Source organism: Rhizobium sp. PvP014, assembly GCF_017876855.1.
Lineage (GTDB): Bacteria > Pseudomonadota > Alphaproteobacteria > Rhizobiales > Rhizobiaceae > Neorhizobium > Neorhizobium soli.
In genome coordinates this window covers 655,086-681,771 of record NZ_JAGIOT010000001.1, presented here as the reverse complement: position 1 = coordinate 681,771, position 26,686 = coordinate 655,086, and the positions used below count along the sequence as shown (strand labels likewise).

Below are 26,686 nucleotides of genomic sequence, written 5' to 3'. Positions count from 1 at the left end.
GCCTCACAGCGGGATTGTGTCGTGCTTTTTCCAATGGGTCTGCACCTGCTTGTTTCGCAGTGAAGCAAATGCCCTTGCGATACGACGGCGCGACGAATGCGGCATGATCACATCGTCGATAAAGCCACGCTCTGCCGCGATAAACGGGTTGGCGAACCGCTCCTCGTATTCCCGGGTGCGGGCTGCGATCTTGTCCGGATCGTCAAGCTCCGACCTATACAGGATCTCGGTCGCACCTTTAGCGCCCATCACGGCGATCTCAGCCGTCGGCCAGGCATAGTTGATATCGGCGCCGATATGTTTGGACGCCATCACGTCATACGCGCCCCCATATGCCTTTCGGGTTATCAGCGTCACCATCGGCACGGTGGCCTGCGAATAGGCAAACAGCAGCTTTGCGCCGTGCTTGATGACGCCGCCATATTCCTGCGCCGTGCCCGGAAGGAAGCCCGGCACATCGACCAGCGTCAGCAGCGGAATGGAAAACGCATCGCAGAACCGCACAAACCGCGCTGCCTTGCGCGACGAGTCGATATCGAGGCAGCCGGCCAGCACCATCGGCTGGTTGGCAACGATGCCGATCGTCTGGCCTTCCATGCGAATGAAACCGGTGATGATGTTTTTCGCAAAGGCTTCCTGGATCTCGAAGAAGTCGCCTTCATCGGCAAGTGCGGTGATAAGCTCCTTCATGTCGTAGGGCTTGGCCGCGCTATCCGGGATCAGTGTGTCCAGGCGCATCTCCAACCGCGACGGATCGTCATGAACGGGTCGAACCGGTGGCTTCTGGCGATTGTTGAGAGGCAGAAAGTCGAACAGCTGTCTGACCGCTTCCAGCGCTTCCACGTCGTTTTCGAATGCGGCATCCGCGACCGAGGATTTCTGGGTATGGGTCGTGGCGCCCCCCAGCTCTTCGGCGCTCACGATCTCGTTCGTCACGGTCTTCACCACGTCCGGGCCCGTCACGAACATGTAGGACGTGTCACGCACCATGAAGATGAAGTCGGTCATGGCAGGCGAATAGACGGCGCCGCCGGCGCATGGTCCCATGATCACCGAGATCTGCGGGATGACGCCGGAAACCTCGGCATTGCGTCGAAACACCTCCGCATAGCCGCCCAAGGACGCAACACCTTCCTGAATGCGAGCCCCGCCGGAATCGTTGAGGCCTATGACGGGCGCCCCGACCTTCACCGCCATATCCATGATCTTGCAGATCTTCTGGGCATGGGTTTCGGACAGAGACCCGCCGAGCACTGTGAAATCCTGGCTGAAGACATAGACCTGGCGCCCGTTGATGGTGCCCCAGCCGGTCACGACACCGTCGCCGGCCACCTTCTGTGTCTCCATGCCGAAATCCGTGCAGCGATGGGTGACATACATGTCGAACTCCTCGAAGGAGCCCTCGTCCAGCAGGACCTCTAGCCGCTCGCGCGCCGTCAGCTTGCCCTTCGCGTGCTGGGCGTCGATCCGTCTTTGGCCCCCTCCGAGACGCGCCTCAGCCCTGCGTTGTTCCAGCTGTTCGATTATCTGCAGCATGCGTTGTCGTCTCCCATCCCCTCGTCCCCGTGCCCCAGCTAAGGCTGATGCGACAGCGGCGCGCCTTATGCCTTCGCGATCAAAGATGAAGCTGCGGCTTCGTCTAGAACTATTGCTAACCGCTTGCCGGAGATGACGCCAGCCCCTCCGATAGGCTGACGTCCGCATCCATTTCAAGTTCCCCCGCCCTCGCGGAAGCGGACAATCTGGCAGCTCAGCGAAGCATATATCGCCGCCAGGGATGCTCTTCGCGGAAGCCTAAAACTTCGCGGGCCTTGCGGTTCGAGAGCGGCGCTTCATCCCGACCCATCTCGCGCCAGACCGGCGTATCCGGACAATATTTGGCGAGGAATTCGGCGGTTGGCAGCTCGGCGGTGATCGTGTCGTTGACTGCGTTGAAGACCTGATAGCCAAGCCCGTCTTTCTCCAGGCAGAGATGGACGATCTGACCAAGGTCGCGCGCGTCGATGTAGCTCCACGCATTGCGTTTTCGCGACATCGGCTGTTCAAGGAAATCTGCGAAATTGTCGTATTCGTCAGGCTCGATCACGTTTCCGATGCGCAGAGCATAGACGTCGGCTCCGTAGCGCATGGCAAAGGCGCGAGCGGTTTTTTCGTTGACGACTTTCGACAATCCGTAGCTGTCCATCGGATCGCTGTCGTAATCTTCTTCCAGCGGAAACGCGTGGAAATTCTTGTCACCTTCGGCAAAGCAGACGCCGTAGGTCGTCTCGCTTGAAGCAATCACGACTTTGCGTACGCCGAGCTTCATGGCGGCTTCCAGCACGTTATAGGTGCCCATGACATTGGCTTCGAATGTTTTGTTATCAGGCTCGATCAGCACGCGTGGAACCGCTGCGAAATGGACGACCGCATCGGGTGCCGATGGCGGTGCGCCGTCTTCGAAGCCGGAGAACCCGAAATGCGTCGTCAACGCATTGAAGACCTGGCCGCTGTCGGTGATATCCGTGATCAGCGTATTCACGCCGGGCATATCGAGCGGTTTCAGATCGACATTAAGGACCGAGTATCCCTTCGCCAGAAGATACGATACCGCATGCTTGCCGGCTTTTCCGGTGCCGCCAGTGAAAACGATCCGCTTTGTCATGTTTCTGTTCCCTTCCCATATGTGAGCCATAACCGCCATGCCGGGCGGTTATGGTAGTCCGCGGCAACGTGATCGTCACGCCCCTCCGCGCAGCCTTACGTCGCAGCCGGCCAATCGTTGGCGGGTTCCTCGACAACAGCCTTGTCGCTGGCGCGATCAGGCTCATCGGTTTTCGGAAGCCGCAGATCGACCCCTGTCTTTGCTACGACATCGAGCACATCGCTCTGGGATGCTCCAGCTGCAACGTATTCGTCGACGAGTGCCTCAACCTTCTGGCGAAGTTCGTTTGTCCAATGGCCTTCCATCACTCAGCTCCTTTTTTAAGATCGTCTAACAACTCTATCCATACAGGTGCATGGTCGCTCGTGTGGGCCCAGCCCCGAACATGCATGTCGACCTCGGCTCGCGAGAGGTCGTCTGCGAGACCTGGGCTCAACAGGAAATGGTCGAGGCGAAGTCCTGCGTTTCGCCCATACGCATTCCGGATGTAGTCCCAGAAGGTGTAGATGCGCTCGTCGGCATGTAACCTGCGAATGGCATCCGTCCAGCCCTGCGCGAGAAGCTTCCTGAATGCATCGCGAACTTCGGCCCGGAACAACGCATCATCTGCCCATCGCTCAGGCTTATAGACGTCGAGATCGGTCGGTATGATGTTGTAATCACCAGCGATGATGACCGGAACGTCTAATTCTATCAGCTCGGCGGCATAGTCCTGCAGTCGCGACAGCCACGCGAGCTTGTAATCGAATTTCGGGCCGGGTGAAGGATTACCATTCGGAAGATAGACGTTGCCGACGAGGATACCGTTCACAAGGGCTTCGATATAGCGGCTTTGGACATCGTCAGGATCGCCAGGGAGGCCCTTTCGAGTCAGCAGCGGCTCTTCGCCGCGCGCTAGAATCGCCACGCCATTCCAGGATTTCTGCCCGTGCCACACGGCGCCGTAACCGGCTGATTCAATGGCTTTGATGGGAAACTTTTGATCAGGCGCTTTGAGCTCCTGCAGACACACGACATCAGGCTGCGCTTCCTCCAGCCACTGGAGGAGGATATCGATCCGCCCGTTGATGCCGTTGACGTTGTAGCTGGCTATTTTCACGCGAATTGTACCCGAGTGCGACTATCGAGTTCGCGGCCCAGCCAAAATTTGCGGTGCTGCGTGTTGGTTTTGACAAAGCACAGGTTGACAAATCGATGCCGGCTTGCGGAGTCGCCGGCAATTGCCCGGCATAAAGAAAGGGCGGCCATGAAGACCGCCCTTTCAGAATAGGGATCAGATCGGAGTGTTGGTGCGGTAGCGACCGCGCTCGGCGTCGATCTGGTCCTGTGTGTAAGGATCAGCCTTGTCGTCGAACTGCGACCAGCCATCATTGGTGTAGGCTGTGCGACGCTCGTTGAGATCGACAGAACGCGAACGGGTCAGGATCGCTTCAGAAGCCACTGCCTTGTCGTCATCGACCTTGGCGACGACCAGCGAACCGCCGCGGCGTACGCCTTCGGCATAAAGGTGTGCGTCCTTCTCGGACACACCGGATTCGATCATTGCACCGACGATGCCGCCTGCTGCGCCACCGGCCACTGCGCCAGCGACGGCACCGGCTGCCGTTGCTGCAAGCCAGCCAGCTGCTACAACCGGGCCAACGCCTGGAATTGCGAGCATTCCGAGACCGGCCAGAAGACCACCGGCGCCACCAGCGACGGCACCGATGCCAGCGCCTGTGCCCGCGCCTTCAGCAGCGTTGCTGCCCTGGCCTTCGATATCTTCTTTGCCGTTCTTGTGCGACACGATGCTGATGTCGTCGGATGACACGCCAGCATCTTCGAGAGCCTTCACCGCGGCGCGGGCGTCATCGTAGTTGTCGTAAAGTCCAGTAATGGTACGCATGGGAATTCCTCTTCGTATTCGTTATTGTTGTTGGGACGATCAGGCTTACTTCGCCATCACCACATTGCCCTGGAAGTCCAGCGACACGTTGCCGTGCTTGCCGTCCTTGGTACCCATGGCGCGCCAGATGCCCTGGTCGTCCAGCTTGAGACCGGAGACTTCCGCGTAACCGGCTTCTTCGATTCTCGATTTTGCCTGCGCCTCTGTGAAGCTGTTCTTGCCAGCAACCGGTGCGGCCGGATTTGTTTCGCCGGAGGTGCTCACCGCTGGTGTCGTCTCGGTCGTCTTAGGCTCTGTCTGAGCCAGAACGGCGGATGCCGAAAGAAGGACTGCAGCGAGGCCAAAGCTAAGTTTTTTCATGGTGTTCCTCCAAGTTCTGCATTCACTTTCGAATGCGCGGAGGACAACCCGCGGAGCCGGATTTTGTTCCGTTGAGATTAGGCACGGCGGATCAACCAAGGACGCGCATCCGCGTTCACCCACGATACGAACACGGTTGGTCCCGATCTCACCAGTTGGTGAAAGAGCCGTCATCGCGGCGCAGGTGCGGCGGCTCGCTGTATTCGAAGCTCGACGCCTGAAGAAGCGATTCATTGACATCGACACCGAGACCCGGCTCGTCCGGCACGCGGTAGAAGGCTCCATCCATCCCGATCTGTTTCGGGTAGGTTGCGGGGTCACCGAAACCCAGCTGCTCTGTCGGTGAGTTGCGGCATTCCAGCCAAGCGAAGTTGGCGACGGCTGCGGCAAGGTGGACGGAGGCCGCCGTGCATACGGCGCCAAGCGGCGCATGCGGCATGAGGTCGACGTAATGCGCCTCGCACCAACCGGCAATCTTCATCGCTTCGGTGAAACCGCCGACATTGCAGATGTCGATACGGCAGAACTGCAGGAGGTCACGTTCGACATAGGGAAGGAATTGCCATTTCGACGAAAACTCCTCGCCGATGGCAAACGGTATCTCCGTCATTCTGCGCAGTGCTTCGTAGGCACCGGGCGTCTCGTCGCGGATCGGTTCCTCGATGAAATCCAGAGTGCCCCGCGGCAGCTTTTGACAAAACGAGGCGGCCTCGGCGACGCTGAGGCGATGATGGTACTCGACGCCGAGCGTAATCTCATTGCCCACGGCCTCGCGCACGCGGGTGACCCATTCGGCTGTCGTCGCGATCGACTCGCGTGGTTCGAAACGATCGCTGTTTTCCTGGCCGGTGGCGATCATCCGGATGCACCGCCAGCCCTGGTCCTTCAGGAGCAGCGCCTGCTCCACCATCTCAGGTCCCGGTTCGGCAGAGGTCGTTGCGAAGGCCGGCACCCGCTCGCGCTGCCGGCCTCCGAGCAATTGGTACACGGGCACTCCGAGAGCCTTACCCTTGATATCGTGAAAGGCGATGTCGAGGGCAGAGATCGCGGCCGTCAACACCCGTCCGCCCTCGAAATACTGGCTTCGATACATCTCCTGCCACAGGGCGCCGCACTGCATCGGATCCCGACCGATCAGAAACCGGCTGTAGTGATCGATCGCCCCGAGAACCGCCTTCTCTCGATATGACAGGCCCGACTCGCCCCAACCATAAATCCCCTCCTCCGTTTCCACCTTGAGAAGCAGTTGGTTGCGAACACCGAGTTTGGTGACATAGGGCTTTATCGCCGAGATTTTCATGAGAGCCGAGCCATGCTTGTCGGAGATCGGGTGGACTGAGCGTCAGGCAACCATCAGCGCGCCGCCCAGTTTGCACCACGTCTGAAGATCGTCTTCATCTGCGGCACGTCGAATTCCTTCGCCACATGGCCAAGCGACGAATAGAAGACGCGCCCTTTGCCGTATTTGCGCTTCCAGACGACAGGCATGACAACGCCGTCGATCCAGTAGGCGTGATCGCCATTGAACGTGGTCGTCGCAAGCACCTCGTTCGAAGGGTCCACGTGCATGTAGTATTGCTCGGACGTGTATGGGAAATCACTGATGCCCTGCATCAACTCGTCGTCCGGGCGGGTCACATTGACGGTGTAGTCGATGATGTTGCCGGGGTGGGCCACCCACTGGCCGCCAATGATGAACTGGTATTCGACGCATTCGCGAAACGCGTCACCGGCGCCACCGTGGTAACCGGCGATGCCGACGCCGTTTTCGACGGCAGACGCGAGGTTTTTCGCCTCTTCCTTCTCGATCTTCGACATGGTCATGATCGGCACAATCAGGGACAGGTCGTGAATGGAAGGATCTGCAAACGCTTCCGTCGTGTTTTCAAGATAGACCTTGAAACCATCTTCCTGAAGAATGTCCCTTATGACATGAGCGCATTCCTGCGGTTCATGCCCGCTCCAGCCACCCCATACGATCAAAGCTTCGCGCATATCAGTCTCCTTCAGTGTGGTGTCAGCGGGCGATCTGCCCGTCTATCAAGGATTGCGAAAGCGGTGCCGGCCGCTCGGGCTTGGTAGTGATGTCAACGGTCTGCCCCTTGTCCGCCGCGGTGCCGAAGGCTTCCATGACCTCAAGGACATGCAGAGCCAGGTCGCCGCTTGCCCGATGCGGGCGGTCGGACAGGATGGCATGAGCCATGTCCGCAACGCCGAGCGACCGGTAATTGCCATCCGCATAGGGTTCCGTCGTCGGCTGCAGCTCGAAGCTGCCGCCTTTCTTCAGCAGCTGAATGTCGCCGCCGAAGTGGTTCGGATCGGGGACAATCAGCGTTCCCTCGGTACCGTAGACCTCGAGCGGCACATGCTTGTGACCCGCGACGTCGAAGCTCATGCTGATCTGCACCACGGCTCCGTTTTCAAACGCCATGACGCTCGAAACATGCGTGGGAATATGCACCGGGATCTTCTGGCCGTTGCGAGGTTCGCTGGTGATCGTGCGCTCGTTGCGCGGAGTGACCGCAAAGCCCGCGACTTTGGCAACCGGACCCAGAAGGTTGACGAGGTCGGTGATGTAGTAAGGCCCCATATCGAGCATCGGGCCGCCGCCGGCCTCATAGTAGAAATCCGGGTTTGGATGCCAACGTTCGTGGCCGGGGCACATGAAGGTGGCGGTTCCGCCAACCGGCGTTCCCAGCACGCCCGTATCGATGATCGACCGCGCCGTCTGGTGCGAGCCGCCGAGGAACGTATCGGGTGCCGCGCCGATCCGAAGACCAGTCGTCTTCGCGGTCTCTGCCAGCTTCTTGCCTTCCGCAAAGGTAATCCCGAGCGGCTTTTCGGAATAGGTATGCTTGCCATGAGCAAGGGCGCGAAGACCGACCTCCACATGCGCCTTGGGCACGGTTAGGTTGACGATCAGCTGGATCTCCGGATCGCCGAGCAACTCATCGATGCTCTTGGCCGAAAGGTTGAATTCTCCGGCGCGCTGCTCCGCCAGACCGTGATTGAGGTCGGCGATGCCGCGGATGTCGAGGACCGGGAAAGACGCCATCGCTTTCAGATAGGCTGACGATATGTTGCCGCATCCGATGATGCCGATGCCGAGTTTTTGCATAGTCTCCTCCCAAAGTTGCAAATATGTGGTTCGCCTGCGCTAGAGGCTCGAAGCGGGACCTGTCGTTCCCCAGGGCGACTCGTAAAGCTCCCGCAGAGCGACGACCGCCGCTCCCTGCGCCCAGGCTTCATCGGTCGACTGGTCGAAAACCAGTTCGGCGACTTCGCTGATCGAGCTCGGGATCGCGCGGGAATAGGATTGCTGCAGGCTGTCGGTAAACACCGCGCCGAGCCCCAGCGTCGAGCCGACGATGATGACGCGGGGCGGACCGAACAGCGTGACGATGTTGGCAATCGCCAGCCCGACAGCTTCGCCGGCCCTAATAGCGGCGCCCGACAAGGGATTGTTCTCGGAGGCGATCAGCGCCTGCGCATGCGCCATACCGCGCCCGAGCCGCACGGCTTCGGCGAAATGCCCCACCAGCTGCTGCTCGCCGAAAATGGCTGTCTCGCCGGCAACCGCCGAAAGCCTGAGCGTCTCCTCGGATGTCGCGCCGAGCACCAGGTCGCCGAGATTATGACTGAGACCGCCAGCTCCACGGAACACCTGCCCGTTGTGAAGAAGGGCGAGCCCCAACGTCTGCTCAAGCGAGACGATGACGAAATCGTCGAGGTCCCGGGCTTGACCGAACCAGTGATGCGACAAAGCGATCGCGTGCGCATCGCTTTCGACGATGGTCGGAAGGCCGAGCCGGCTCGTCATTTCCTCGGCGAAATTGATATCCGTCTCGCGAAAGATAGGGCTGGAGCGCACCTTTCCGGTGCGATGTTCGACAACCCCTGGCAGGCCTAAGCAGACTGTGTCGATGTCGCTCAACGAAAGACCGGCATCGACGATGCACCGCCGCACGCCGTCTTCGACGAGATCGCTGATCACACCGATCGGCAGCCTGTCGACGCGGACAGGGATGGTGAGCTGCGACAGAACCTCGCCGCAGAAATTCGTCAGCGCGAAAACGAGGCGGTTATTGGCGATCTTTGCGCCGACGACGCGTGCCGCATCCGGGTTGAGCTCCAGCATCACCCGCGGCCTGCCCCGTGCCGCCGTATTTCTGATATCGCCCTCGTGCCTCGTCAGGATCAGTCCGTCGTCGAGCAGAGAGGCAGTGATAGCCGAAACGGTCGTGGTCGACAGCTGCGAACGTTCGCTGATCTCGACCCGGGAAATCGGGCCGCGCCTGCGGATCTTGTCCAGCACCGTGAAACGATTGATCGCCCGCATCAATTCTGGATCTGCAGTCTTCATGGAAAGCCGGATGCCCGTATCGCTATGACGTTTGATTCCGATATTTATGTCGGATCACGAATTAAATAGCGTCGACGAACTGCCTCTTGTCAAGCCAATGTGAGCAAAACTTCAGCGAGCGCGGTTGACAATGATGCAAATGTCGTTTGAATTAATCCGCATAAGGGAAAAATTGAGGATGGTTGTTTCCCTTTGGAGGAGGAAGAATGACCTATCACCATAAGGCAACGTCCTATACGGGCGTTCGGATCACTGCGCTCGCCGCAGCCACAGCACTTTCGACGCTTTTCGGGACCCATACGGCAACTGCTGCGCAGACCGTCGTCAAATGGATGCACGTCGAAACTGTCCCCGCCTATATCAAGACGTGGGAAGACATCGCCAAGAAATATGAAACCCAGCATCCGGATGTTGATATCCAGCTGCAGTTTCTGGAAAACGAAGCGTTCAAGGCCAAGTTGCCGACGCTTCTGCAGTCTGACGCGGCGCCTGACTTCTTCTACAGCTGGGGTGGCGGCGTTCTTCGTCAGCAGTCCCAGACGGGCGCCCTGATGGACCTGACAGAGGCCATGAACGCAAACGGCGGCGAATGGGCCAAGACCTACAAGCCAGCCGCCGTCGCCGGTCTGACATTCGATGACAAGATCTATGCCGTCCCGTACCGCATGGGGACCGTCAGCTTCTTCTACAACAAGGAGTTGTTCGCCAAGGCAGGCGTCAAGGCCGAAGACATCAAGACCTGGGACGACTTCCTGGGAGCGGTCAAGACGTTGAAAGGTGCCGGCATCGCACCGATTGCGGGCGGCGGTGGTGATAAGTGGCCGCTGCATTTCTACTGGAGCTTCCTCGTCATGCGCAATGGCGGCGAAGCAGTGTTCGAAGCCGCCAAGAATAAGGAAGGCGAAGGCTTCATGCACCCTGCGGTGATCAAGGCCGGCGAGCAACTGGCAGAGCTCGGGAAGCTTCAGCCTTTCCAGAACGGCTATCTCGGCGCCAACTGGCCGCAGACGCTTGGTGCGTTCGGCGATGGACGGGCTGCAATGCTTCTCGGCTTTGAAAATACCGAGCCAAACCAGCGCAAGAATGCCGGCGACGGCAAGGGGCTTGCTGCCGACAACATCGGCCGCTTCGGGTTCCCGATTGTCGAAGGCGGCGCCGGCAAAGCCACCGATACGCTGGGCGGGCTCAACGGCTGGGGCGTCAGCAAGAACGCTTCGCCGGCGGCTGTCGATTTCCTCCGCTTCCTGACCAGCCAGGAGATGGAGCGGCAGATGGCCTCCGAAGGGATGATCATTCCTGCGGCTGTCGATGCCGAGGAAGGCTTGAAGAACCCGCTGATGCGGGAATCTGCCGACCAGCTCGCCGCATCCACCTGGCACCAGAACTTCTTCGACCAGGATCTCGGTCCATCGGTTGGCCGCGTCGTCAATGATGTCTCGGTCGAAATTCTCGCCGGGCAGATGACCGCCGAAGAGGGAGCGCAGGCAATCCAGGACGCGACCGAACTGGAGTAAGCCGACAAGCCGGTGGCGGCAGCGCCGTCACCGGCAACGGCACTTCTGAATTGGTGCGACAAGGATAGACCGGATGAACAACATGACCGCGAAGATCAGCGGCGCCTCCGTCATGGGTGTGCCGGAAAAGGTCCGCTACAAAAGCCCGACCGCGCGTGGCCGATTGCCGGCGCTGATCATCTTCCTGCCGCCTGCCCTGCTTCTGTTCACGCTCTTTGTGATCCTGCCCATGGGCGAAGCCGCGTGGTACAGTTTCTATCGCTGGAACGGCTACGGCACTCCGACCGAATTTGTGGGCGTTCGCAATTTCGAGGTGCTGTTCAACAACGCCGCTTTTTCGACGGCTTTGATCAACAATGGCCTGATCATCGTCGTGTCCCTGCTGCTGCAGGTGCCGCTGGCAATCTGGCTCGCTGTGATGCTCGGCAAGAAAATCAGGGGCGTCGTCGCATTCCGGCTGATCTTCTTTCTACCTTATGTTCTAGCCGATGTGGCCGCCGGCCTCATCTGGCGCTTCGTCTATGACGGCGACTACGGATTGTTCGCCGCAATCGCCGGCTTTCTCGGCGTCGCGACACCCTATGTTCTGGCCGACAGGGATCTTGCGATCTACGCGGTGCTGGCGGTCGTCATCTGGAAATATTTCGGCTTTCACATGATGCTGTTCATCACCGGCCTCCAGTCGATCGACAAGAGCGTCATGGAAGCGGCCGAAATCGACGGTGCCACTGGCTGGCAGAAATTCCGCTACGTCACCCTGCCCTTGCTCGGGTCGACCGTGCGTCTCTCCGTCTTCTTTGCCATCATCGGATCGCTGCAGCTGTTCGACCTGATCATGCCGCTGACCGGCGGCGGTCCGTCGAACTCGACGCAGACCATGGTCACCTTTCTCTACACCTACGGCGTCACGCGCATGCAGGTCGGATTGGGGAGCGCCGTCGGCGTCGTCCTGTTCGTCATTTGTGTAACGATCGCCTTCGGTTACAAAAGGATATTCATGCGCAATGACTGACACATCGTCCACAGTCCGCGTGTCCACAGCAACGCGCCTCTATGTCTATGTTTCGCTGTCGCTGGTCGCTGCCATCGTGCTCGTTCCGCTTGTGACCACTGCACTGGGCGGCTTCAAGACGCTTGGCGACCTCCGGCTCAATCCGTTCGGACTGCCAAGCGAATGGGTCTGGTCCAACTATGTCGATATCCTGTTTGGCGAGCGCTACTGGCGCCAGATGATGAACTCGCTGATCATCGCGGGTGTTACCGTGTTCCTGACACTGGTGGTCTCATCGATGGCGGCCTTCTGTTTTGCGCATATCCGCTTCTTCGGCTCAAACCAGCTGCTCAACTACTTCCTGATTGGGCTGATGTTTCCGGCAGCAACGGCAATTCTCCCGCTGTTCATCCGTATTCGCGATCTTGGCCTGCTCGACTCCTATTGGGGCGTGATCCTGCCGCAGGTCGCATTCGGGCTCGGTATGAGCATCCTTCTGTTCCGCAACTATTTCCGCAACCTGCCGGAAGAGCTGTTCCAGGCGGCCTTTGTCGATGGCTGCGGCTATATCCGCTTTTTCTGGTACATATCGCTGCCGCTATCGCGGCCGATCGTTGCCACGGTCGGCATCGTCACCTTCGTTAGCAGCTGGAACAGCTACATCCTGCCGCTGATCATGCTGAATACCGAAAGCAAATATCCGTGGCCTCTCGGCATCATGGTCTATCGCGGCGAGTTCGGCACCGACTGGCAACTGGTGCTTGCCTTTATCACGCTCACCATCCTGCCGACGATCATCGTCTTCTTCCTGGCCCAGAAACACATCATCGCAGGCCTCACCGCCGGCGCCGTAAAGTCTTGAAATGAGGGATTAGCATCATGGCATCGGTTGGCCTTACAAACGTTCGCAAGAGCTACGGCGCGCTTCAAGTGGTGCACGATATCTCGCTGTCGGTCGATGACGGCGAATTCATCGCCCTGGTCGGGCCGTCAGGCTGCGGAAAGTCGACGCTGCTTCGCATGATCGCCGGGCTCGAGGACATCAGCGAGGGCGAAATCACGATCGGTGGAACTGTGGTCAACGCTATGACACCGCGGGAACGCAACATCGCGATGGTCTTCCAGTCCTACGCACTCTACCCGCACATGACGGTCGGCGAGAACATGGGCTTCAACCTCAAGCTTGCCGGTGTCACCAAGCCTGACATCGCGACCCGCGTCGGAGAAGCTGCCCGCATGCTGGCGCTCGAGGATCTGCTGGACCGCAAGCCCAGCCAGCTTTCCGGCGGGCAACGGCAGCGCGTCGCGATGGGACGGGCGATCGTTCGCGATCCGGCAGTCTTTCTGTTCGACGAACCCTTGTCCAATCTCGACGCCAAACTGCGCGTGCAGATGCGCACCGAGATCAAGGCGCTGCACCAGAAGGTCGGGACGACGTCCATTTACGTGACGCATGACCAGATCGAAGCGATGACGCTTGCCGACCGGATCGTCGTTCTCAATTCCGGCCGCATCGAGCAGGTCGGCACGCCGATGGAGCTCTACCGGACGCCTGCCAACCTCTTCGTCGCGGGCTTCATCGGCTCACCCGCGATGAACCTGCTCGACGGCACGATCGACGGCGAAAACGACAGACCGGTCGTTCGTCTGGCGGAAGGATCCGCAATCGACATTTCGCCGCTGCGCAAGGTCCGTCGCGGCCAGAGCGTCAAGCTCGGGCTCCGCCCCGAACACCTGACGGCCGGCGGCGACAATATCGGTGGAGAAACGCTGCTCGTCGAACCGACGGGCGCCCAGACGCATGTGCTGTTTGAATTTGCCGGCCAGCAGATGACCGCCATCGTCGATGGAGACCATCCCGTGCGACACGGAACGCAGTTTCGCGCCGGCATCGACAAAAACCTTGTCTACGTCTTCGACCGGGAAAGCGGCGTGAGCCTCTGACGCCAATTCAGCGCTGCACGCGATCGGGCGGGTCGTCTGCCCGCGCGGCTCATCTGCGTCACAATGTCCTCGTGGTTGCAACTCATTGCATGGGTTGCCGTAACTCATTATGACCTTGGGCTGCATGATAAGCTGATAGGCGAGATGATCCGGCGTTTTGGGCAGATTAGACAGGTAGGGTTGCGCATTCTCTGCAGCCTTGCGTTTCTGTTGCTCGGATTTGCCAATTCCCATCCGACCGCCAATGCGCGCTCGATCGAGACCATCGCGATTGCGTCCTACATCCTCCCGGACGGAAGTCTGCCTGATCTTTGCCTTCCCTCGGAAGCCGGGAAAACGCATCACGATAAAGGTGAAAGCAAGATCTCCTGCGACGCCTGCCGGCATGTGACGGCATCAATACTGCCACTGCCGACAGATACGTTGGGTGCGCCGATCCTGCGCGAGATCGTGCACGCGCATTGGCAATCCAACGAAAGCCTTTCTCGGTTCGTCCTGCTGACCAGCACCTCGGCCAGAGGGCCCCCTCTTCGTAGCTGACGGAATAAGCAAAACCGATTCTGCTACATCGAAGGCGAATACCCATGTCGACAATCCGAGCGAAATTTCTTGTAGCGGCCGTGGCATTGATGCTGCCTGGCACCGCATCTTCCCAGCACATGCATGCACACGGGACCGGTAATATCACGATCGAATCCGCCTTTTCCCGCGCCATGCTGCCGGTGGCAAAGGTCGGAGGGGGTTACCTGACGATCAACAACGCCGGCGCGGCCGATCGGCTTGTCGGTGCGAAGTCTGATCGTGCCGAAGAAGTCCAGATCCACGAGATGAAGATGACCGGCGCCGTGATGGAAATGCGGGAATTGGACAACGGTATCCCCGTGCCGGCCAAGTCTACCGTCAAGCTGGAACCCGGTGGCTATCATCTCATGTTCACGAATGTCTCTAGACCTTTCAAGGAGGGCGAGACGCTGGCGGTCACGCTCATCTTTGAAAAGGCCGGGCCGATCGAGGTCGAGTTTGCCGTCGGACCGTTTGCCGGTGCGCAAAGGCCTCACGCCGCTCACGAAGGTCACGACTGATGACGAAGAACCCGTTCATGCTGGTTGCCACAACGATCTCGGCAATCTTCATCACTGTCCTCGTCGGAGTCCTCTTCTTCACGTTCAAGGATGAGCCAAGAAACACCACATTCAATACCGCGTTTTCTCTGATCAACGATCGGGGAGAAGCGGTCGATCAGTCGATCTTCAAGGGCAACCCGTCACTGGTCTATTTCGGCTACACGCATTGCCCGGAAGCCTGCCCGACGACGCTTTATGAAGTTGCTGGATACCTCAAGGAACTGGGTGAAGATGGCCTGCCGATCAAAAGCTACCTGGTCACGGTCGATCCGGAACGGGACACCCCTGACATCATGAACGGCTATGTCACCGCCTTTTCGGACCGGATCACGGGGGTGACCGGAACGCCTGAAGAGATCCGGCGGGTGGTCGCCGGATGGCGCGCATTCGCGGAAAAGAAGCCGAACAAGAGTGGCGGCTATTCCATGAGCCACACGATGGATCTGTTCCTGATCGGTGCGGATGGCCGGTTGAAGGGGCTCATTCCCTATGGCTCGGATCCCGACGTCGCCATCAGCAAGATCCGCAGCGCGCTCCTGTAGTCTCACGAGCGGGGCCATAGCTCATGGCGGCCATCGAACGAACGTAGATGCCGACAGATACGCATCGCTTCTTAAATTAAGCCATGCTAATCTATTCTTAAGCGGTCTCTGACATTGCTTTTCCGCAAGTGTGGAAAGTGCCATGATCTCTGGTCGACATATCGGTCCGGCAAATCGGAAATCTGCACCGCAGGTTTCGACAAAAAGACCCGCGTCCGCCAAAGACGGCATCTTGTCAAAGCGACGACTTTCCGACGCCCTCTCAACCGATGCGATCTGGCCGGCATTTCAGCCGCTTGTCGATCTGCAGAGCGGTGCGATCATCGGCTTTGAGGTTCTTGCGCGTTGGACCGATTCTGAAGCAGGTGCCATCGCACCTTCAGATTTCATTCCGTTCGCCGAAACCAGCAATCTGATTGGCGCTTTGACGCAAAAGATCGTCCAGGATGCCTGTCGCAAAGCTGCAAGCTGGAGGGGAGACTTTGTCCTCGCGATCAACCTGTCGCCGACGCAGTTTCAGGACCCAGACCTCTTCCACTTTCTGGCTTCGATAATCTCGGAAACCGGGTTTCCGATGAACCGAATCCATATCGAAATGACGGAAAGCGCACTGCTCGATGACGATACAGTCGTCAGGGAAAACATTGCATCGCTCAAGTCTGCCGGAATGGGTATCTCCCTCGACGACTTCGGGACCGGCTTTGCCAGCCTGACGCGGCTTCACGCGTTCCCCTTCGACAAACTGAAGATCGACACAAGCTTCGTGCGCTCCATGCAGCATGACAGCGGCAGCCGGAAAATCGTCGCCTCGGTCATTGGGCTGGGGCAAAGCCTTGGCATGACGGTTGTTGCCGAGGGCGTTGAAACCGAAGAACAGGCAGAAATGCTGAAGCGCCTTGGTTGCGACGTTGGACAGGGGTGGCTGTTTGGCAGACCTGTCGACGGTGATGCGACAGAACGGCTTCTCGCTGTCAGCAAGCAGAAGCCACTCACGGAACGCCGCGGAACCGGCTCGCTGTTCCAGCGGGTCCATCAACTGGAAACGCTCTATGAGGCGGCACCGGTCGGTCTCTGCTTTCTCGATTCAGACTTGCGCCATGTCAGTGTAAACAATCGGTTCGCTGCAATGCTGGGATTAACGCCCGAGCAGATGATCGGGCTCACCGTTCACAGTTTCATGCCGGCACGAGAGGCGCGCCGGGTCACCAAAGATCTTCAGCGAGTCCTTGCGGGCGAGCCTTTGATTGTGGACGAATATCGTCCGCCCGGAAGTGAGAACATTCTCCTCGTGGTGAACCAGCGGGTCGATGACGACGCCGGCGAGCCGATCGGCATTTCGGTCACGGCGATCGATGTTACCGGTCACAAGTCGATGGAAAAGGCGCTGACCGAGACGGAAGACCACGCACGATGGTCGATCGAACTCAGCCCCAACATTCCCTGGTCGAGCGATGCCGAAGGCATTGTCAATTTCATGGGGCCAACGCCAGACCCGACGATGTCCAGGATGCGTGACCGGATCGCGGACTGGTACGGTCGGATGCATCCGGACGACAGTTTGCGGGTTCGACGGGAATGGCTTGGATGGCTGCCATCCGGCGACCCCTTTGAAACCAGGTTTCGCATGCGTCTGCACGACGACAGCTGGCGATGGATGGTCAGTCGAGCAAAGCCTCATCGCGATGCGACCGGCAAGATCGTGAAATGGTACGGCACCATCACCGAGATCGTGCCCACGGAGGTCCCGCTGGACGGGAAAGTATCCGTGAAGGCTCCTCATGTCTGGCATGATCCGGACCAGGCTGATGTCCTGCCGACGCAACACTTGATCTCGATGCTGATGAGGATGTTTGAGTCCGCGCCCATTGCCATGGCCATCACGACGAGCGACACGAAAACCTCGAGCTACGTCAAAGTCAACGATGCCTATCTGAAGCTCACCGGCCTGAAATGGGACGAGATCAACGGAAAGAAGCTGATTTCCGAGGGTGCAGCGATCGACAATCCCGCCCGCGACAGACGGCACCGGCTATTGCGCGAGGACGGCGCCTACGAGCTCGAAGATGTTGAAATTGCGCATTCGGATGGTACGATCATCCCAACCCTGATTTCGGCGCAACGCACGATCGTCGATGGCGTTTCATTCGATGTGGAGGTCATTGTCGATGTGTCTGCCCGCGTCAGGCAGCAGCGCGCTATCGAAAGCGCTCTGAAAACCTCCGCGCAGACCGATGCCCTGTCAGGACTCCCAAACCGAGCCTGTTTCGATGAAGTTGTCGCCGGAGAGGTTGCCCGCAACCTGCTCAATGACAGAAAGCTCGCCATCGCCTACATCGATCTCAACGGCTTCAAGATCGTCAACGACAGTCTGGGGCATTCCGCAGGCGACGAAGTCCTGCGAACGATCTCGGCGAGACTTCGCGAAAGTTTCCGAGCGACGGATTTCATCGCCAGGGTCGGAGGAGACGAGTTTGCTATTCTTCTCGACATGGATCGCAAGTACGCGGGCGATATGCAGACGCATATTCAGGAAACGATGGAAAGGGTGTTCAAGCCGATCCCCATCGATGGCCAGGTGACATTCACGGGTGCCGCGGTCGGCGTTACGTTCCTCCAGGCCGAAGACACGCCGCAAACCTATGTCAAACGCGCTGACGACTATATGTATCTGGCGAAAGCCACCGGAAAACGGGTGGCCGTCGTGTGTTTCGGTCAGGTTCTCGATCGCCCGACGACGCATAAAGTGGACCGGACGAACGGTGTTCATGACGGCTGAAGTGTGTCGACGGCCGAACTATCGGCAGCCGATACTTCGAGGTGTTGTGCCAACCCCTTTCATGCAGGGCAGGTCTGGATACCTATCCAGACTGCCGCGGTCGTCGTCAGTCCGGCGCGACTGACGACGGAGGTCGGATTGTGGCGGCATCGTCGGCCGCTGCACCGTTCTCTCCACCAAACGCGGCATCAGCCTGCTGGTTGACCTTGGTCACATCGTCGCTTTCCTGATCCGACATGTCGGCTGGATGCTCGGAACGCTTCCAGTGATCGTCATGGGACCCGTCAGGACGGCCTTCTTCCTCCCACAGTCTGTAGGCCCGTTCGCGCTGTTCCTGTTCTCTATCGGTCATGGTTGCTCCTCCTAAGTTGCGAAGACATAACCAGCGGACGGGCCCCGGGTTTCCTTGAGGCGGATGACATAGAATAAAATTTTTGTCAGCTCGCCGCGCAGGCTCTGCCGGACAGCGATCGCAAGCGATTGACAAAGCCCGTTTCTTTGTCCAACCTTGGCGTCATTCCGAGGGGAGCATCGAACGGTGCTGAGATGGCGGTGAGCCGGACCCTTGAACCTGATCCGGGTCATACCGGCGTAGGAACGGAAACGGCGCAATACCGCACCTCTTTCTTATTCTCCGCTCGCCTGGATCTCCATGATGTCAAGGTCAGGAGATCAGCCATGCTTACGCTCTCGAGAGATTCCCATATAGGACGAATGCGGTTCGACGGTTTCACGCCTCAGCACTGACATGCACTCCCGGTTCGCAGCCCTCGGGCTTTTTCTGCTGCTGGTAAGCTGGCAGATAGCCGTTCAGGTCTTTTCACCGCCGCGCTATCTTTTGCCGTCACCACTCGCGGTGGTGCAGGCATTGGTGCGTCAGAGCAGCTTCCTCGCTCATCATACCGCTGTCACCATCACCGAGTTTTTTGCAGGTCTCGTCGCCGGCAGCATCTTCGGTGCGGCGGTCGCGTTTCTCGTTGTGGCATTCCCGCGCACCGGCAGGCTTGTCTGGCCGATCATTCTTATCCTGCAGACCTTTCCGGTCTTCGTGCTGGCACCCATCCTGGTGCTATGGCTCGGTTTCGGCATGGCGTCGAAAGTGATGATGACGACGCTCGTCATCTTCTTCCCGGTCGCCTCCGCCTTCGCAGATGGCCTGAGGCGGACGGAACCGGCGATCCTGGAAGCCGCCGCGCTGACAAGAGCGACGCCCTGGCAGATCCTTGTGAGGCTCAGAACACCGCTTGCGCTGCCGGCGCTCGTGTCCGGTCTGCGCGTCGCCGTGCCGCTCGCGCCGCTGGGTGCCGTGATCGGCGAATGGGTCGGGGCTTCAGCCGGGCTCGGCTTTGTCATGGTTCAGGCGAACGCCCGGATGCAGACCGACACCGTTTTCGCAGCCATGACCATCCTGGCCCTGACCAGCGTCGCGCTGCGCCTGGGTTTCGACCGTCTCGTAAAGGGACGCCCCCATTGGGCAATCGAGACCGAACAACAGACACAGTTATCATCGTGAGGAGAGACGACCACCCATGAAACGCATGCTTCTGGCCTTTGCCATTGCCCTATCCGTGAGCATGATTGCGTCCGCTAGCCAGGCGGCAGAAAAACTCACCGTCATGCTCGAATGGTTTGTGAACCCGGACCATGCGCCGCTCGTGATTGCCGCCGAAAACGGCTATTTCAAAGCCGCCGGCCTCGATGTCGAGCTGGTGCCTCCCGCCGACCCGTCGACGGTGCCTCGCCTCGTTGCCGCCGGCCAGGCCGATATCGGCATCCACTACCAGCCGAACCTGTATCTCGATCGTGCAGTCGGCCTGCCGCTCAAGCGGTTCGGCACGCTCGTCGAAACGCCCTTGAACACGGTAACGGTTCTCGCGGATGGCCCGATCAAGAGCCTCAAGGATCTGCGCGGCAAGAAGGTCGGTTTTTCGGTGACGGGTTTCGAAGATGCGATGTTGAAGCGCATGCTCGAAGGCGAAGGCGTTGCACTTACCGAGGTCCAACTGATCAACGTCAATTTCGCCCTCTCGCCGTCGCTGATCGGCGGCAAGGTCGATGCCACGCTTGGCGGTTTTAGAAACTTCGAACTGACGCAGATGCGGATCGAAGGGCACGAGGGTCGTTCCTTCTTTCCGGAAGAACACGGCGTCCCTGTTTATGACGAGCTGATCTTCGTGACGCGCGACGGGCTGGCGACAGATCCTCGCCTGCCCCGCTTTCTCGAAGCCGTCGAGAAGGCTGCAATTTTCCTGACCAATCACCCCGATGATGCCTGGAAACTGTTCATCAAGGCCTATCCCAACCTCGACGACCCGCTCAATCGTCAGGCGTTCACCGACACGCTGCCGCGTTTCGCCAAACGGCCTGCAGCGCTGGATCGGGGTCGCTACCAGCGCTTCGGTGAGTTCATGGCCGCGAGCGGCCTTATTCCGCAGGCCCCGCCGGTCGAAGACGTGGCGATCGAAATCCGGTGATGACAATGAACAATTACCCGACGCCGCAACAGGCCGGCGATCTTCTGGCACGTGTGCGGGCCCGGCGCCCACGCGTCCATTGTCTGATGAACACGGTGGTGCAGAAATTCGTCGCCGATGGTCTCACCGCGATCGGCGCCATTCCGTCGATGACCTCCTCCCCGGATGAAATCGTCGGTTTCGTCTCGAAAGCGGATGTCCTCGTCGTCAATCTCGGTACACTGGATGCAGACCGTCGCAAGGTCATCGACCTGGCCGTCGATGTTGCAATTGATCAGGGGAAACCATGGATCCTCGATCCCGTGCATAGCGATTATTCCCCGGTCCGGCTTGAGTTTGCAAAGACATTGATCGCCCGCGGGCCGACGGCCCTTCGCGGCAATAGCGCAGAGATGGCGCTGTTCGGAGACATAGGCGAAAAACTGACAATCGAGACCGGTGCTCACGACCGGCTGACCGATGGCGCGCGAACCGCCGCTGTTCGGAATGGCCATCGATGGATGGCGGATGTCACCGGGACCGGGTGCCTTTCAGGCGGCATCATCGCTGCCTTTCTTGCCATCGAACCGGATGCACTGGCTGCGGCCGCTGCGGCCTTGGCGACGACCGGTGTTGCAGCCGAACAGGCCGCCGAGCACGCGCGCGGCCCCGGCAGTTTCGCCGTTGCCTTCCTGGATGCGCTGTCAGCGCTCACGGCCGAAGAGCTCAGTTTGCACGGAAGGATCGGCCATGAGATTTGATTACCGACTGAACCCGATCGTCGATGCTGGTCTCACCGATGTCGGCGACCTCGTCGGTCTCGCGGCGCTGGCTGCGAGAAGCGGCGCGACGCTGATCCAGTACCGCGACAAGACCGGCTCCACCCGGCAGATGATCGCCATGGCCAAAAGCATCAAGGCCGCCCTTGAAGGCACCGGCGTGCCGCTTGTGATCAACGACCGTGTCGATGTGGCGCTCGCTTCAGGCGCTGACGGCGTGCATCTGGGTGCTGATGACATGGATGCCGCGATCGCACGCCAACTGCTTGGCCCCGAGGCCATCATCGGCCTCACCGTCAAGACACGTGCCGATGCGGAACGCGCCGGCCGGGCGCAAGCGAGCTATGCCTGTATCGGGGGAGTATTCGAGACCTTGTCGAAGCAGAACCCCGATCCTCCGGTCGGCCTCGATGGCTTTCGGGATCTGCGCGAAAGGTTGCGACAAATGGATCCGACCCTCCCGGTTGGCGCCATCGCGGGTATCGGGCTCGAGCAGGTGCGGAGCGTCATTGAGGCCGGAGCTGACGGTGTCGCGGTTATCTCGGCAATCTTCCGCGCACCGGATCCTGCAGACGCCTGCCGCAGTTTTCGGCGAAGGGTCGATGAAGCTCTGAGCGAGGTGAAGCGATGACATCCGTTGCCATGACCATCGCCGGTTCCGACAGTGGCGGAGGGGCCGGCATCCAGGCCGATATCAAGACATTTTCCGCCCTCGATGTGTTCGCGACCAGCGTCATTACCGCAGTGACCGCCCAGAACACGCGGGGCGTGAGCGCCGTTGAAGACATTTCGCCGACAATGATCCGGGAGCAGATGCGCGCAGTGCTTGCCGATATCGAGGTCCATGCGATCAAGATCGGCATGGTTTCACGCTGCGAAACAATCCGCGCGGTTGCCGAGGGCCTGGCAGACTATCGCGGTCCTATGGTCCTCGATCCGGTCATGGTCGCGACCTCGGGAGACCGGCTGCTGCGCGAGGACGCAATCTCCGCCCTGATTGCCAGCCTCGTTCCGAAAGCGACGATCGTGACGCCGAACCTGCCTGAAGCTGCACTGCTGACCGGCATGCCCGTTGCCGAAACCCGGTCCGACATGACCCGTCAGGCGGAGATCATCCTCAACGCCGGAGCCCGTGCCGTGCTGATGAAGGGCGGTCACGGGTGCGGCCGCGACAGCATCGATCTCCTGTTCGATCAGTCGGGCGTGACGGCGTTTTCTTCTCCCCGTGTCGATACGAAAAACGACCATGGCACCGGTTGCACGCTTGCGGCGGCCATCACCGCCGGCCTCGCCCGCGGCCTGTCGCTGCACGAGTCCGTTGGAGCTGCGAAGACCTATCTTCAGGACGCTCTCATTGCCGGAAGAAACCTCTCGATCGGCGGCGGGCATGGCCCGGTCCACCACTTCCACAAATGGTGGCCAGCATGAGCCGAGCTATCGAGGGTCCTGCAAGGGCCGGACGCCTGGCGCAGTTCGCGTCGCGGCTTGCCTCGCCGGTTGCCCTCCTTGTCATTTGGCAGATCGCCAGCATGACGGGACTGCTGTCGCCGCGCATTCTGGCCGGACCGGGCGACATCGTCGCGACAGCCAGCCGCCTCATCGCGTCCGGTGAACTGATCAACGGGCTGATCGTATCGTTCCTGCGGGTGCTTGCAGGCTTTTCGATTGCGCTCGTCGCCGGGATTGTTCTGGCTCTGATCTCCGGCCTGTCTCGGTTCGGAGAAGCGGTGATAGACCCGCCGATCCAGATGCTGAAGGCGATGCCGTTCCTGGGTCTTCTGCCACTATTCATTCTCTGGTTCGGGATCGGCGAGATGCCGAAGATCGGGCTCGTCGCCTTCGGCGCCATCTTTCCGATCTACCTCACCCTTTATGGCGGCATTCGCGGCATTGACAGGAAGCTGATCGAGGCGGGGCAGACAATCGACCTCGGCACGACAAGCATCATTCGCCATATCATCATTCCAGGCGCCCTGCCCTCGCTGCTCGTGGGCGTCCGATACGGCCTCAGCGTCGCCTGGCTCAGCCTCGTCGTCGGCGAACAAATCAATGCCGCAAGCGGCATCGGATACACCATTTCCTATGCCCGCGACTTCCTGCAGACCGATGTCATCGTCGTCTGCCTTCTGGTCTACGCGATCCTCGGCCTGCTGACCGACGGTCTCGTGCGCGTGATCGAAGCTTATGCGCTGCGCTGGCGTCCGGTGGTGTTCGGTTGATCCCCCTCGTCGACATCAGGCAACTCACCCGCTCGTTTGGCGGCGCGGCCGTTCTCGACGGCATCGACCTCGCCATGGCGCCCGGCGAATTCGTCGCCCTGCTCGGCCGCAGTGGTTCCGGAAAAACCACGCTGTTGCGCATTCTCGCCGGTCTCGATACCGCCGCGGCCGAAAGGCTGCAGCTGACCACCCGGCGTTCGGTGGTTTTCCAGGAACCGCGCCTGCTTCCATGGAAAAGCGTCATCGACAACGTCGCGCTCGGTCTGCGACACCCGGATGCCCGGACGCTCGCCACACATGCACTGGAGGAAGTCGGCCTGTCGCACAGGATCGACGCCTGGCCACTGACGCTCTCGGGCGGCGAGGCGCAGCGATCGGCGCTTGCGCGGGCTCTCGTGCGTGAACCCGAATTGCTGCTGCTGGACGAACCCTTTGCCTCGCTCGACGCGCTGACGCGGTTGCGGATGCATGAGCTCGTCCTCGCGCTGTGGCGCAAACATAGCCCGGCGGTGCTACTCGTCACCCATGATGTCTGGGAGGCCGTGGCGCTTGCAGACCGAGTCCTGGTGCTCGATCAGGGACATTTCATCCGCGAAATCAATGTCGATATCGACCGCCCCCGTCGCCGCGACGACCCCAGAACGGGCCGCATCGAAGCGGCGCTGCTGGAAGAGCTCGGCGTCCTCCCCACGCAAGACTGACTTCCATGTGAAAACCGCAGATTGGACTGAGCTATGATTTCCAAGCGTACATTCCTTGCCGCCGTCACCCTCTTCAGTGCCGCCGCCGTGTTTGCCCCTCCTGTCCAGGCAGCCGATCAGGTGGTGCGGATCGGCTGGTTGCGGGGACCCAACGACATCACGCTCGCCAAGTCGCGGGGCACGCTGGAAAAGGCGCTGTCCGAAAAGGGCATCAAGGTCGAGTGGGCCGGCCCCTTCCCGGCGGCGGCACCCGCTTTCGAAGCGCTCAACGCCGGCAGCATCGATATCGCGGCCGGCAGCTCGACATCGGCGATTGCAGCCCTTTCCGCAAAAATCCCGCTGGTAATCTTTGCCTATCAGAAGATGGCGCCAGGCTCTGAGGGCATCGTGGCGACGAAGGGTTCCGGCATCGCCGCCATCGAGGACCTCGCCGGCAAAAAGGTGGCAGTGAACCGCGGGGGAACGGGGGAATATCTGCTGATGCGCGGACTGGAGACGAACGGGATTGATCAGACGAGCGTCGAACGCGTCTATCTCAGCCCCAGCGACAGCGGCCCGAGCTTCAGCCAGGGCCATGTCGACGCCTGGGCGACCTGGGATCCGTTCCTGACCATCGCGGAAAAAGCCTATGACGGCAGGGTCATCGCCGATGGCGCCGCCATCAGGTCCGACAACGCTGTCGTTCTTGTCGCGAGCCGCGAATTCGCCAAGGCCAAGGCCGATCAGCTGCAGCTCGTCTTCGATGTCATCAAAGCGGAAAACGCCTGGGCAGTTGCCAACAAGCCGGAGGCCGGGGCGATCTGGGCGAAGGAAATGATTGTACCGGCAGAACTCGGGGCGAAGATCGGCGAAAACAATGCGGTGCCGACGACAGCCGTTTCGCAATCGGCCGTAAAGCAGATCAACGCCGTCGCTGAGTGGTACGCCAAAAGCGGAATCATTCCGGCAGTGCCCGACATTGCTGACGGCGTCGTTGAGCTGAAGTAAGTCTCGACGGGCTCGCCCGGCCCCTGCGTCGCTCGGGGTCGATTGCCGGCAAAATCGTTGCTGCCCCGTGCGCGATGAAGCCATGCATCGAAAGTCCGTATCAGATGGGAAGATGGCCTCCCGGGAGAAGGCGATATTGCGATCGTTTCACCCGGGAGACCAGGTTTCAGGCCACTTCGCAGATATCGAGGATGGTCAGCATGTAGACGCGGATCATGTCGAGGAAATCGACGATGTCGACACGCTCGTCCGGCATGGTGTTGTAACGACCACCCGGACCGCAGACGATGCCTTCCATACCGAGCTCATGGTAGAGATGCCCGGCATCGGTGCCATAGAAGCGCGTCGGCGTGATCGCGCCGGTCGGCTGCTTTTCACCGCGGACGGCCTCATAGGCCGCATTGATCGAGGTCACGATGCGGCTATCCGGCGATACTTCGAAGGGCGGCATCAACGGACGGCCTTCGATCATCTCGGGAACCAGCTTTGCCTTCAGGCCCGGGAACCGGCCCTCAAGTGCCCGCAACTCCTTGTCGAGATCGGCGAGAACGCCTTCCTGCGTCTGGCCGGGCGCATAGCGGCACGATCCTTTGAGGCGAACGAAGTCGGCCACTTGCGGCGGACGCCATTCCTCGAGGTCGCGGCCGAGCGCGCCATGGACGACACCGACATGGCCGCGGTTGATCGAGCGGTGCACATCGCTTCTGGCACCGCTGAAGGTCATCGCGTTGATGCGCGGGATGATATCGCAGGCGGCGGCAATCGCGTCGACGGATTCCTCGCGCTTCGACAGGTGGCGGGTGTCGCCGGTCAGCTCGATGACATAGCTCAGTGCTGCCGCATGCATGGTGACGGCAACGAGATCGCTCGGTTCGCTGTTGATGAAATAGTCGGCCTTCACGCCGCTTTTGATGGCAGCAAGTGTGCCGACGCCGCCCTGCAATTCGCCGACGACAAAGGTCAGGATCACGTCGCCCTTGAGCTTGACGCCCGCCTCGAGCAGCGTCTTCACCGCGCAGAAATAGGCGGCATCGCCGGCCTTCATGTTGGAAACGCCGATACCGTAAATGAATTTGTCGTCGACGAGACCGGCATAGGGGTCGACCGTCCAGCCTTCGGTGACCGGATTGGTATCGAGATGGCCGTTGAACAGCAGGCTCTTGCCGCCGCCTTGGCCTTTCAGGCGACCGATCGTGTTGAACCGCCGGCCATCGTCGAAGGGCTGCAGCTCGGCTTCGACGCCGATCTTTGCGAGCTCAGCCGCCATCCAGCGCGCCAGAACCTTCTCGCCTTCGGTTTCCGAATGGCTCTTGTGCTGAACCATCTTCGACAGAAAATCGAGGCAGGCCTTTTCGTCGATCCGATCCACGAGGGACTTCGGGTCCATTGTCATGCTCCTTGATG

Annotated in this window: 28 protein-coding genes and 1 riboswitch; of the genes, 16 read left to right on the top strand and 12 right to left on the bottom strand. The window is 60.0% G+C overall.

Annotated features, from left to right (window positions below):
• Nucleotides 1-3: 3 nt before the first annotated feature.
• The 10 genes from J3A65_RS03105 to J3A65_RS03060 form a co-directional block, all read right to left on the bottom strand.
• Complete coding sequence (locus J3A65_RS03105) at nt 4-1,536, bottom strand: acyl-CoA carboxylase subunit beta (protein WP_209899338.1); 1,533 nt, start codon at nt 1,534-1,536, stop codon at nt 4-6.
• Nucleotides 1,537-1,750: 214 nt separating this feature from the next.
• Nucleotides 1,751-2,644: an NAD(P)-dependent oxidoreductase gene (locus J3A65_RS03100; protein WP_062459663.1), complete on the bottom strand. Its 894-nt coding sequence runs from the start codon at nt 2,642-2,644 to the stop codon at nt 1,751-1,753.
• A gap of 95 nt (nt 2,645-2,739) precedes the next feature.
• Entirely contained in the window at nt 2,740-2,949 is a 210-nt protein-coding gene (locus tag J3A65_RS03095; protein ID WP_113165411.1) for a hypothetical protein, read from the bottom strand.
• Complete coding sequence (xth, locus tag J3A65_RS03090; RefSeq protein ID WP_209899335.1) at nt 2,949-3,743, bottom strand: exodeoxyribonuclease III; 795 nt, start codon at nt 3,741-3,743, stop codon at nt 2,949-2,951. The genes J3A65_RS03095 and xth overlap by 1 nt, the downstream gene beginning before the upstream one ends.
• Nucleotides 3,744-3,917: 174 nt before the next feature.
• Nucleotides 3,918-4,529 carry a general stress protein gene (locus tag J3A65_RS03085; RefSeq protein ID WP_209899332.1) on the bottom strand — a complete coding sequence of 204 codons (612 nt, stop codon included), beginning with the start codon at nt 4,527-4,529 and terminating at the stop codon, nt 3,918-3,920.
• A gap of 45 nt (nt 4,530-4,574) precedes the next feature.
• Nucleotides 4,575-4,889 (bottom strand): PepSY domain-containing protein, encoded by a 315-nt coding sequence (locus J3A65_RS03080; protein ID WP_209899330.1) that lies wholly within the window; start codon nt 4,887-4,889, stop codon nt 4,575-4,577.
• 148 nt (nt 4,890-5,037) lie between these two features.
• The gene (locus J3A65_RS03075; RefSeq protein WP_209899327.1) at nt 5,038-6,189 is read right to left on the bottom strand and encodes a mandelate racemase/muconate lactonizing enzyme family protein; all 1,152 of its coding nucleotides are present in this window, start codon (nt 6,187-6,189) and stop codon (nt 5,038-5,040) included.
• A gap of 53 nt (nt 6,190-6,242) precedes the next feature.
• Nucleotides 6,243-6,884, bottom strand: a complete 642-nt coding sequence (locus J3A65_RS03070; protein ID WP_062459644.1) for a ThuA domain-containing protein — start codon at nt 6,882-6,884, stop codon at nt 6,243-6,245.
• Nucleotides 6,885-6,906: 22 nt separating this feature from the next.
• A complete protein-coding gene (locus J3A65_RS03065) occupies nt 6,907-8,007 on the bottom strand; it encodes a Gfo/Idh/MocA family oxidoreductase (protein WP_184655397.1) in 1,101 nt (366 codons plus the stop codon).
• Nucleotides 8,008-8,046: 39 nt separating this feature from the next.
• Complete coding sequence (locus J3A65_RS03060) at nt 8,047-9,252, bottom strand: ROK family transcriptional regulator (protein ID WP_062459637.1); 1,206 nt, start codon at nt 9,250-9,252, stop codon at nt 8,047-8,049.
• A 206-nt stretch (nt 9,253-9,458) separates the two neighbouring features.
• On the opposite strand from J3A65_RS03060, the gene J3A65_RS03055 reads away from it, so the two are divergent.
• The 8 genes from J3A65_RS03055 (at nt 9,459) to J3A65_RS03020 (ending at nt 18,143) form a co-directional block, all read left to right on the top strand.
• Nucleotides 9,459-10,766, top strand: a complete 1,308-nt coding sequence (locus J3A65_RS03055) for an extracellular solute-binding protein (RefSeq protein WP_092663087.1) — start codon at nt 9,459-9,461, stop codon at nt 10,764-10,766.
• 112 nt (nt 10,767-10,878) lie between these two features.
• Nucleotides 10,879-11,778 carry a sugar ABC transporter permease gene (locus J3A65_RS03050; RefSeq protein ID WP_245341462.1) on the top strand — a complete coding sequence of 300 codons (900 nt, stop codon included), beginning with the start codon at nt 10,879-10,881 and terminating at the stop codon, nt 11,776-11,778.
• On the top strand, nt 11,771-12,619 hold the full coding sequence (locus J3A65_RS03045; RefSeq protein WP_092663089.1) for a carbohydrate ABC transporter permease: 849 nt from the start codon (nt 11,771-11,773) through the stop codon (nt 12,617-12,619). Before J3A65_RS03050 ends, J3A65_RS03045 begins: the two co-directional genes overlap by 8 nt.
• A gap of 17 nt (nt 12,620-12,636) precedes the next feature.
• The gene (gene ugpC / locus J3A65_RS03040) at nt 12,637-13,701 is read left to right on the top strand and encodes a sn-glycerol-3-phosphate ABC transporter ATP-binding protein UgpC (RefSeq protein WP_062578050.1); all 1,065 of its coding nucleotides are present in this window, start codon (nt 12,637-12,639) and stop codon (nt 13,699-13,701) included.
• Between the two features lie 75 nt (nt 13,702-13,776).
• Nucleotides 13,777-14,241 carry a hypothetical protein gene (locus J3A65_RS03035; protein WP_209899324.1) on the top strand — a complete coding sequence of 155 codons (465 nt, stop codon included), beginning with the start codon at nt 13,777-13,779 and terminating at the stop codon, nt 14,239-14,241.
• Nucleotides 14,242-14,285: 44 nt separating this feature from the next.
• Nucleotides 14,286-14,783, top strand: coding sequence for a copper chaperone PCu(A)C (locus J3A65_RS03030; protein ID WP_062459619.1), 498 nt, complete (start codon nt 14,286-14,288; stop codon nt 14,781-14,783).
• The gene (locus J3A65_RS03025) at nt 14,783-15,367 is read left to right on the top strand and encodes an SCO family protein (RefSeq protein ID WP_245341422.1); all 585 of its coding nucleotides are present in this window, start codon (nt 14,783-14,785) and stop codon (nt 15,365-15,367) included. Before J3A65_RS03030 ends, J3A65_RS03025 begins: the two co-directional genes overlap by 1 nt.
• A gap of 232 nt (nt 15,368-15,599) precedes the next feature.
• Entirely contained in the window at nt 15,600-18,143 is a 2,544-nt protein-coding gene (locus J3A65_RS03020) for an EAL domain-containing protein (RefSeq protein ID WP_209899321.1), read from the top strand.
• 106 nt (nt 18,144-18,249) lie between these two features.
• On the opposite strand, the gene J3A65_RS03015 is transcribed toward J3A65_RS03020, so the two are convergent.
• Entirely contained in the window at nt 18,250-18,495 is a 246-nt protein-coding gene (locus tag J3A65_RS03015) for a DUF2934 domain-containing protein (RefSeq protein WP_209899318.1), read from the bottom strand.
• 160 nt (nt 18,496-18,655) lie between these two features.
• Nucleotides 18,656-18,758, top strand: a riboswitch (TPP riboswitch).
• 133 nt (nt 18,759-18,891) lie between these two features.
• Here J3A65_RS03015 and J3A65_RS03010 point away from each other — a divergent pair.
• Genes J3A65_RS03010 through J3A65_RS02975 form a run of 8 tightly spaced genes read left to right on the top strand, consistent with a single transcriptional unit; the run spans nt 18,892 to nt 25,282 of the window.
• Nucleotides 18,892-19,656 (top strand): ABC transporter permease, encoded by a 765-nt coding sequence (locus J3A65_RS03010; RefSeq protein WP_209899315.1) that lies wholly within the window; start codon nt 18,892-18,894, stop codon nt 19,654-19,656.
• 16 nt (nt 19,657-19,672) lie between these two features.
• The gene (locus J3A65_RS03005) at nt 19,673-20,617 is read left to right on the top strand and encodes an ABC transporter substrate-binding protein (protein ID WP_209899312.1); all 945 of its coding nucleotides are present in this window, start codon (nt 19,673-19,675) and stop codon (nt 20,615-20,617) included.
• Nucleotides 20,617-21,357: a hydroxyethylthiazole kinase gene (locus J3A65_RS03000; RefSeq protein WP_209899309.1), complete on the top strand. Its 741-nt coding sequence runs from the start codon at nt 20,617-20,619 to the stop codon at nt 21,355-21,357. Before J3A65_RS03005 ends, J3A65_RS03000 begins: the two co-directional genes overlap by 1 nt.
• Nucleotides 21,347-22,006 (top strand): thiamine phosphate synthase, encoded by a 660-nt coding sequence (thiE, locus tag J3A65_RS02995; protein WP_209899306.1) that lies wholly within the window; start codon nt 21,347-21,349, stop codon nt 22,004-22,006. The genes J3A65_RS03000 and thiE overlap by 11 nt, the downstream gene beginning before the upstream one ends.
• On the top strand, nt 22,003-22,803 hold the full coding sequence (gene thiD / locus J3A65_RS02990) for a bifunctional hydroxymethylpyrimidine kinase/phosphomethylpyrimidine kinase (protein ID WP_209899303.1): 801 nt from the start codon (nt 22,003-22,005) through the stop codon (nt 22,801-22,803). Before thiE ends, thiD begins: the two co-directional genes overlap by 4 nt.
• Nucleotides 22,800-23,594, top strand: coding sequence for an ABC transporter permease subunit (locus J3A65_RS02985; RefSeq protein WP_245341421.1), 795 nt, complete (start codon nt 22,800-22,802; stop codon nt 23,592-23,594). Before thiD ends, J3A65_RS02985 begins: the two co-directional genes overlap by 4 nt.
• Nucleotides 23,591-24,295: an ABC transporter ATP-binding protein gene (locus tag J3A65_RS02980; RefSeq protein ID WP_209899297.1), complete on the top strand. Its 705-nt coding sequence runs from the start codon at nt 23,591-23,593 to the stop codon at nt 24,293-24,295. Before J3A65_RS02985 ends, J3A65_RS02980 begins: the two co-directional genes overlap by 4 nt.
• 33 nt (nt 24,296-24,328) lie before the next feature.
• Entirely contained in the window at nt 24,329-25,282 is a 954-nt protein-coding gene (locus J3A65_RS02975; RefSeq protein WP_209899294.1) for an aliphatic sulfonate ABC transporter substrate-binding protein, read from the top strand.
• A 166-nt stretch (nt 25,283-25,448) separates the two neighbouring features.
• On the opposite strand, the gene J3A65_RS02970 is transcribed toward J3A65_RS02975, so the two are convergent.
• A complete protein-coding gene (locus J3A65_RS02970) occupies nt 25,449-26,669 on the bottom strand; it encodes a M20/M25/M40 family metallo-hydrolase (RefSeq protein WP_209899291.1) in 1,221 nt (406 codons plus the stop codon).
• Nucleotides 26,670-26,686: the final 17 nt, after the last annotated feature.

Excerpts from the sequence above, each read along its gene's own strand:
- J3A65_RS03105 (WP_209899338.1), bottom strand. The coding sequence starts at position 1,536 with ATGCTGCAGATAATCGAACAGCTGGAACAACGCAGGGCTGAGGCGCGT.
- ugpC (WP_062578050.1), top strand. The coding sequence starts at position 12,637 with ATGGCATCGGTTGGCCTTACAAACGTTCGCAAGAGCTACGGCGCGCTT.
- J3A65_RS03050 (WP_245341462.1), top strand. The coding sequence starts at position 10,879 with ATGGGTGTGCCGGAAAAGGTCCGCTACAAAAGCCCGACCGCGCGTGGC.
- J3A65_RS03080 (WP_209899330.1), bottom strand. The coding sequence starts at position 4,889 with ATGAAAAAACTTAGCTTTGGCCTCGCTGCAGTCCTTCTTTCGGCATCC.
- J3A65_RS03070 (WP_062459644.1), bottom strand. The coding sequence starts at position 6,884 with ATGCGCGAAGCTTTGATCGTATGGGGTGGCTGGAGCGGGCATGAACCG.
- J3A65_RS03005 (WP_209899312.1), top strand. The coding sequence starts at position 19,673 with ATGAAACGCATGCTTCTGGCCTTTGCCATTGCCCTATCCGTGAGCATG.
- J3A65_RS03000 (WP_209899309.1), top strand. The coding sequence starts at position 20,617 with ATGACAATGAACAATTACCCGACGCCGCAACAGGCCGGCGATCTTCTG.
- thiD (WP_209899303.1), top strand. The coding sequence starts at position 22,003 with ATGACATCCGTTGCCATGACCATCGCCGGTTCCGACAGTGGCGGAGGG.
- J3A65_RS03100 (WP_062459663.1), bottom strand. The coding sequence starts at position 2,644 with ATGACAAAGCGGATCGTTTTCACTGGCGGCACCGGAAAAGCCGGCAAG.
- J3A65_RS03045 (WP_092663089.1), top strand. The coding sequence starts at position 11,771 with ATGACTGACACATCGTCCACAGTCCGCGTGTCCACAGCAACGCGCCTC.
- J3A65_RS03075 (WP_209899327.1), bottom strand. The coding sequence starts at position 6,189 with ATGAAAATCTCGGCGATAAAGCCCTATGTCACCAAACTCGGTGTTCGC.
- J3A65_RS03015 (WP_209899318.1), bottom strand. The coding sequence starts at position 18,495 with ATGACCGATAGAGAACAGGAACAGCGCGAACGGGCCTACAGACTGTGG.
- J3A65_RS03060 (WP_062459637.1), bottom strand. The coding sequence starts at position 9,252 with ATGAAGACTGCAGATCCAGAATTGATGCGGGCGATCAATCGTTTCACG.
- J3A65_RS02975 (WP_209899294.1), top strand. The coding sequence starts at position 24,329 with ATGATTTCCAAGCGTACATTCCTTGCCGCCGTCACCCTCTTCAGTGCC.
- J3A65_RS03025 (WP_245341422.1), top strand. The coding sequence starts at position 14,783 with ATGACGAAGAACCCGTTCATGCTGGTTGCCACAACGATCTCGGCAATC.
- J3A65_RS03085 (WP_209899332.1), bottom strand. The coding sequence starts at position 4,529 with ATGCGTACCATTACTGGACTTTACGACAACTACGATGACGCCCGCGCC.
- J3A65_RS03030 (WP_062459619.1), top strand. The coding sequence starts at position 14,286 with ATGTCGACAATCCGAGCGAAATTTCTTGTAGCGGCCGTGGCATTGATG.
- J3A65_RS03055 (WP_092663087.1), top strand. The coding sequence starts at position 9,459 with ATGACCTATCACCATAAGGCAACGTCCTATACGGGCGTTCGGATCACT.
- J3A65_RS02970 (WP_209899291.1), bottom strand. The coding sequence starts at position 26,669 with ATGGACCCGAAGTCCCTCGTGGATCGGATCGACGAAAAGGCCTGCCTC.
- J3A65_RS03010 (WP_209899315.1), top strand. The coding sequence starts at position 18,892 with ATGCACTCCCGGTTCGCAGCCCTCGGGCTTTTTCTGCTGCTGGTAAGC.
- J3A65_RS02985 (WP_245341421.1), top strand. The coding sequence starts at position 22,800 with ATGAGCCGAGCTATCGAGGGTCCTGCAAGGGCCGGACGCCTGGCGCAG.
- J3A65_RS03095 (WP_113165411.1), bottom strand. The coding sequence starts at position 2,949 with ATGGAAGGCCATTGGACAAACGAACTTCGCCAGAAGGTTGAGGCACTC.
- thiE (WP_209899306.1), top strand. The coding sequence starts at position 21,347 with ATGAGATTTGATTACCGACTGAACCCGATCGTCGATGCTGGTCTCACC.
- J3A65_RS03065 (WP_184655397.1), bottom strand. The coding sequence starts at position 8,007 with ATGCAAAAACTCGGCATCGGCATCATCGGATGCGGCAACATATCGTCA.